The organism is Helicobacter labetoulli (genome assembly GCF_003670275.1).
Classification (GTDB): Bacteria; Campylobacterota; Campylobacteria; order Campylobacterales; family Helicobacteraceae; genus Helicobacter_C; species Helicobacter_C labetoulli.
Window position 1 is genome coordinate 147,957 of sequence record NZ_QXJF01000002.1, and the last position, 4,918, is coordinate 152,874.

5 protein-coding genes and 1 pseudogene are annotated in these 4,918 nt (G+C 39.7%); 5 read left to right on the plus strand and 1 reads right to left on the minus strand.

Annotation, left to right across the window (positions count from 1 at the left end; translation table 11 throughout):
- A pseudogene (locus tag EBF12_RS01385) lies at nt 1-225 on the minus strand (TM2 domain-containing protein); the annotation flags it as partial.
- A gap of 83 nt (nt 226-308) precedes the next feature.
- Here EBF12_RS01385 and EBF12_RS01390 point away from each other — a divergent pair.
- The 5 genes from EBF12_RS01390 to EBF12_RS01410 are packed head-to-tail and all read left to right on the plus strand — an operon-like array spanning nt 309 to nt 4,846.
- Nucleotides 309-1,085, plus strand: coding sequence for a beta/alpha barrel domain-containing protein (locus EBF12_RS01390; protein ID WP_244196294.1), 777 nt, complete (start codon nt 309-311; stop codon nt 1,083-1,085).
- A 57-nt stretch (nt 1,086-1,142) separates the two neighbouring features.
- Complete coding sequence (locus EBF12_RS01395) at nt 1,143-1,394, plus strand: YfhL family 4Fe-4S dicluster ferredoxin (protein WP_121726062.1); 252 nt, start codon at nt 1,143-1,145, stop codon at nt 1,392-1,394.
- Entirely contained in the window at nt 1,394-2,866 is a 1,473-nt protein-coding gene (locus EBF12_RS01400; RefSeq protein ID WP_121726063.1) for a Ppx/GppA phosphatase family protein, read from the plus strand. The genes EBF12_RS01395 and EBF12_RS01400 overlap by 1 nt, the downstream gene beginning before the upstream one ends.
- A 1-nt stretch (nt 2,867) precedes the next feature.
- Nucleotides 2,868-3,935: a lipopolysaccharide heptosyltransferase I gene (gene waaC, locus EBF12_RS01405; protein ID WP_121726064.1), complete on the plus strand. Its 1,068-nt coding sequence runs from the start codon at nt 2,868-2,870 to the stop codon at nt 3,933-3,935.
- Nucleotides 3,932-4,846, plus strand: coding sequence for a lipid A biosynthesis lauroyl acyltransferase (locus EBF12_RS01410; protein ID WP_121726065.1), 915 nt, complete (start codon nt 3,932-3,934; stop codon nt 4,844-4,846). Before waaC ends, EBF12_RS01410 begins: the two co-directional genes overlap by 4 nt.
- Nucleotides 4,847-4,918: the final 72 nt, after the last annotated feature.

Consider the following 4,918-nt stretch of genomic DNA (forward strand, 5'->3'; position numbering starts at 1 on the left):
ATTCCAAGTCCAATATCGCCTTTGTAGAATCTATCTATGCCAAGAGCACCAAAGAAAAGCCCCAAAATAAGCCCAATTACTAGGGTCTTTGAGTGGGATAAAGCTAAGAGATTGAATCTTGTCTTCGGGGATTTTTTCTAATCGCCCTTGAAGCATAAAGGCTGCTTCACTTGGGATTTTATTGCTCCACGCAGATGTTAGCATAATGAAAGCGGAATTGTTCATAGTGTAATGTCCTTTGTGTGAGATGAAAGTTGGGATTGTAGCAAGTATTTTTAAATGCGTAATGTGCTAGAATCCGCATTTTGATGAGATTAATATTTTGTAAGTTGGGGAGTAAAAGCGTGAATTTTATAGAATCTAATTTTATACAATCAAATGTGATTGCCACAAATGAGTGCAAACAAAATCTTCAAGCACATTTAGCCAAACGCAAGACAATCATTGATTTTGAGGCTTTAGGCAGGACATTGGCATATAGTCCTTTTATGCCTAGACTTGAGCGGGAAGATTGCAAACGAGTAAGTCCAAATCCGCCTAAGAAGGCTATAAGGTTTGAGATTCAGGGTGATTTTGATGAGGTGGCGTTTTTGGAAGTGGCAAGTGAGGCGGAGCAAAAGGGGTATAATGATATGTTTTTGCTTGATTTACGAATGCGGTATGTAAAACACGATATAAACGAGGTAAATTTGGCACTAGAATCTATCTCGTTGCTTCGCCGCCATAGCACTTTGCCTATCATTTATGCGGATTTGTTTGTTGATGAATATCAGATTCTAGAAGCAGCCTTATTTGGTGCGGATAATGTGCTTATCCCTTGTGCGTTGCACTCTGGCAAGTCTTTGAGTGTTTTGTTGCAGTTTGCTAGGAGACTTGGTTTTGAGCCTTTTGTTGAAGTGTGTGATAAAGATGAGCTAAAAAGAGCGATTTTTAGTGGAGCAAGTATGTTATTTATACCAAAAGATTCTTTTGAGGCACTTTTATCACTTGTGCCAAATTCCCAAATCATTGCTACAAATCATCACAATGATTACGGCGTAGATGTGCAGATTTATGAGAGTGGGGTGCATTTTATCTCTTTTTAAAGAATATTCAGCTAAAAGGCTAAGTTTTTTATCTGTGAAAAGTGGGAGTGATTGAAGATGGCTTTAATGATTAATAATGAATGTATCGCGTGTGATGCGTGTGCTGAAGAATGTCCAAATGGAGCAATTGAAGAGGGAGATCCGGTTTATAGCATAGACCCTGATGTCTGCACGGAGTGTGTTGGGAGCTATGATGAGCCAAGCTGCTTATCTGTTTGCCCTGTTGATGCTATTGTGCCAGACCCTGATAATGTAGAGACGATTGAAGAGTTACGATACAAGTTTGAAGCCCTGCAAAAAGGGGAATAATGGCAAAAATTACCTCCGTTATAGACATCGGCTCAAATTCTGTGCGTATGGCGATTTTTCGTAAGACTTCGCGTTTTGCCTTTCATCTCATTTATGAGACTAAATCTAAGGTGAGAATTTCAGAGGGCTGCTATGAATCTGGAGGTGTTTTGGGGCAAGCCCCTATGAATCGTGCTGTATCCGCACTTAAAGAATTTGCACAAATCTCAAAAGCACATAAAGCACGGAAAGTATTTTGTGTAGCAACCTCTGCTCTGCGTGATGCACCCAACTCAAAGGTGTTTGTAGATAGAGTGAAAAAAGAGTGTGGATTATCTGTAAAAATCATTGATGGTAAGAAAGAAGCCTTGTATGGTGGAATAGCCTGTGCTAATCTTTTGCATTACAAAGATGGCATTACGATGGATGTAGGTGGCGGAAGCACGGAATGCGCGTTTATTAGAGATGGTAAGATTGTGGATCTTATCTCGCTTGATATTGGCACTATTCGGTTAAAAGAGCTATTTTTTGATAAGAAAAACAATATTGAAGGGGCAAGGCGATTTATACAAGAGCAGCTTAAAGCTGTGCCATCGCATTTTAAACATAATCGCATTTTTGGTGTTGGTGGGACTATACGAGCATTGTCAAAGATGATTATGAAGTATAAACAATATCCTATTGCCGAGATTCACGGCTATGAAGTAGATGTCGCACAGAATCTAAAGTTTTTTGAAAAAATTTCTCAAGCTAATGAAGATAAGCTTGAATCTATGGGGGTGCCTCAAGATCGTATTGACAATATTCGCAGTGGTTGTCTTATTTTGCAAATGTTTTTGGCTCATTTTGGGGCGGAGCAGATTGTAACAAGTGGTGTTGGGGTGCGTGAGGGTGTGTATTTGAGTGATTTGTTGCGTGGGCATAAAAATAGTTTTCCAAAAGCTTTTAATCCCTCTATTAGTGCGATTGAGGATAGATTTATGCTTGATAAGACTTATGCGGAGATGACACGCCGAGAGTCTTTAAAGATTTTTGATGCTTTGTTTCCGTTGCATAAGCTTGATGAGCAGTGCAAAAAGCTTTTGAATACCGCCTCATATCTTTCAAGCATTGGGCGGATTTTGAATTTTTATAATGCTAATCTTCACGGCTCGTATGTTTTGCTTAATGCTTTGGAATATGGATTCTCACATAGTGAGCGATTGGGGATTTGCCTACTTGTGGAATATAGCGGCAAGAAAATCCCTCAAGATGGGAGCATAGAGCATATTAGTGATTTGATGCCAAAGCTTTTGAGTTTGCAATGGTTAAGCTTTATGCTTGCTCTTGCCGAGACGCTTTGCAGGAGCGAGGGGAATTTGCAGATTCGCTATGAATATGTGAAGTCTAAGATTCTAAGAATCTATACAAGTGCGGATTTATATTTGGCTAGGGAGAATATAAGCAAACTTCACAAGCCCGAGCCATTGCAGATTGAATTTATCAAGGTGTGATGTGGGGCTTAGAATAGCAATCATTCGGCTAAGCTCGTTAGGAGATGTGATTATAGGGGCTTGTGTGCTGCCCTTTGTGCGGGAACAATTGCAAGAGAGATTGCAACAGCAAGTAGAGATAACTTGGATTGTGGATAGTGTGTTTGCAGAGGTGTTGCAAGATAGCCCTTGTGTGGATAGACTTGTTGAAGTCAATTTAAAAAAAGGTGGAGCAAGGGCGATTGCAGGGATTATTAGGGAGCTAAGAGTTTTGCCCTACTATGATAAGGTGATAGATATGCAGGGGCTTATTAAGTCGGCTGTATGCGGGAGATTTCTTAAATTTAGCGAGTTTTGGGGATTTGACAAAGATTCTGTTAAGGAGAGGGTGGCAAGTTTGCTTTACAAAAAAAGGGTAAAGATTCCATACGAAAATCATATTTTAGAGCGGAATTTTGTACTTATGCGTGAGGCTTTGGGACTTGAAAATGTGGAGTTAAAAAGTGTATATACAAAGAGAAAAGAGGCATTTTTCATAAGCCAAAGGGCAGAAAAGCAGATGACTATAATTATGCAAGAGTGCGCAATTGATAGCAAAAAGCATTTGGTGTTGCTTGTGCTTGAATCTTCTTTGGAATCTAAGACTTATCCTCCGCATTTGTTTGTTGAAGTGATTAAAATGCTTTTATCTAATCCGCAGATTCAGGTGCTTTTGCTATGGTATAGCACAAATAAAGCTCAAGAGATTAAAGTTTGTTTTGAAAATAAAGATGTTGTGCTTTTGCCGCGTTTATGTATGGGTGAGATAAAGGCATTGATTGGGCAAGTAAGTGTTGTAGTGGGCGGAGATACGGGCATTACCCATTTGGCTTGGGCTATGCAAAAGCCTTCTGTAACACTTTATGGCAATACTCCTTCATCGCGTTTTGCTCTTGTAAGTGAGGTGAATGTATTTTTAAGCGGGAGCGAGAATCCAAGCTACCAAAAGAATGATTTTTCTATTGCAAATATTGCTCCTAGTGCGGTTGCAGCCGAGATTAATACGATTTTACAAAGACAGCATAGCCTAGCTTGTGGAAAAGAGCTATGAAGATTCTTGCAAAGACATTGAATATTGTTGTAAGTTGCTTGGGCTTTTACCTTGCAAAGATTCCGCATTGGTTTTTTGTGTGGCATATTGTGGCGTTGGCGTTTGTGATGAGGGTTGTGGATAGACGCCGATACAAAGATGCGAAGGCAAATTTGGATTTTGTCTATGGGGAGCAGATGAGTGAGGCGGATAAAAAGGCTTTGATTAAGACTTGCTATGCAAACTTTGCCTTTGTATTGCTAGAAACGATACGAGTGTCTTTTATTCCGTTAGAAAAACATACAAAGCGATTTAGATTCATTGATGAAGAGTATATTTTGCACACTTTACACAAGGATAAGGGTGCAGTGCTTATTTCTGCACATTATGGCTATTGGGAGGCAATGGCAAGTGTGTTGCCTCCGCGGTATTATTGGTGCAATATGGCGTCTTTGGGGCGCTTGACACAATTTGAGATGATAAATGAGCTTATTATTCAGCGGCGTGAAATGCAAAATGTCAAATTTATTGACAAAAAAGGTGCGTTTAAACATTTGCTCAAACTCTATGGTGCGGAAAATGCTCTTGCGGGAATCTTGGTAGATCAAAATATATCTCAAAGCGAGGGCGTGTGGGTTGAGTTTTTTGGTAAAAAAGCAACGCATACGACCATCGCTTCTGTGCTCTCACGCCGTTTTAATGTGGGGATAGTGCCGGTGATGATAAGTATTAGGGAGAATTATAAATCTTTTGAAGTGAGATTCTATCCGCCCATTTATTGCCAAAAAAGTGAGGATAGCACACAAGATATTTTACGCGCTACACAAGCACAAGCTGATGTGATAGAGGAGGCTATAAGGGCTAAACCGCAGGATTGGTTTTGGTTTCATAAGCGTTTCAAATCAGCTTATCAGGAAATTTATAAATTTTAAGCCCCCATTAAGCTTTAAATCTGTATTATTTCACTCCCATTTGATTGAGCTTCTAGTCTCTTCTCTTAGGTT

Excerpts from the sequence above, each read along its gene's own strand:
- EBF12_RS01390 (WP_244196294.1), top strand. The coding sequence starts at position 309 with ATGAGATTAATATTTTGTAAGTTGGGGAGTAAAAGCGTGAATTTTATA.
- EBF12_RS01395 (WP_121726062.1), top strand. The coding sequence starts at position 1,143 with ATGGCTTTAATGATTAATAATGAATGTATCGCGTGTGATGCGTGTGCT.
- EBF12_RS01400 (WP_121726063.1), top strand. The coding sequence starts at position 1,394 with ATGGCAAAAATTACCTCCGTTATAGACATCGGCTCAAATTCTGTGCGT.
- EBF12_RS01410 (WP_121726065.1), top strand. The coding sequence starts at position 3,932 with ATGAAGATTCTTGCAAAGACATTGAATATTGTTGTAAGTTGCTTGGGC.